This window comes from Bradyrhizobium sp. Kon56 (genome assembly GCF_055807635.1).
On record NZ_JBVVOU010000188.1, the window covers coordinates 1 to 386 of the forward strand.

Sequence of the window (386 nt, forward strand, 5' to 3'; positions counted from 1 at the left end):
GATCGCTACCCGAACCTGCTGGTGACGCAGACCCTGTCCAAGTCGCGCTCACTGGCCGGGCTACGCGTCGGGTTGGCGGTAGGTCACCCGGACCTGATCGAAGCGCTGGAGCGAGTCAAGAACAGCTTCAACTCCTATCCGCTGGATCGGCTGGCGATTGTCGGTGCGGCGGCGGCGTTCGAGGACCGTGAGTATTTCGAGAAAACCTGCCAACGGGTGATCGACAGCCGCGACAAGCTCGTCGCGCAACTGGAAGGCAAAGGGTTTGAGGTGTTGCCGTCAGCGGCCAACTTCATCTTCGCGCGCCATCCACGGCACGACGCTGCTGGCCTCGCGGCCAAACTGCGTGAGCAAGGGGTGATCGTGCGGCACTTCAAGCAAGAGCG

Annotated in this window: 1 protein-coding gene; it reads left to right on the forward strand. The window is 63.0% G+C overall.

Annotation, left to right across the window (positions count from 1 at the left end; all coding sequences use genetic code 11):
- Nucleotides 1–386: aminotransferase class I/II-fold pyridoxal phosphate-dependent enzyme (locus tag AC0L3B_RS38565; RefSeq protein WP_473382872.1), on the forward strand; the 386-nt coding region annotated here is incomplete at both ends.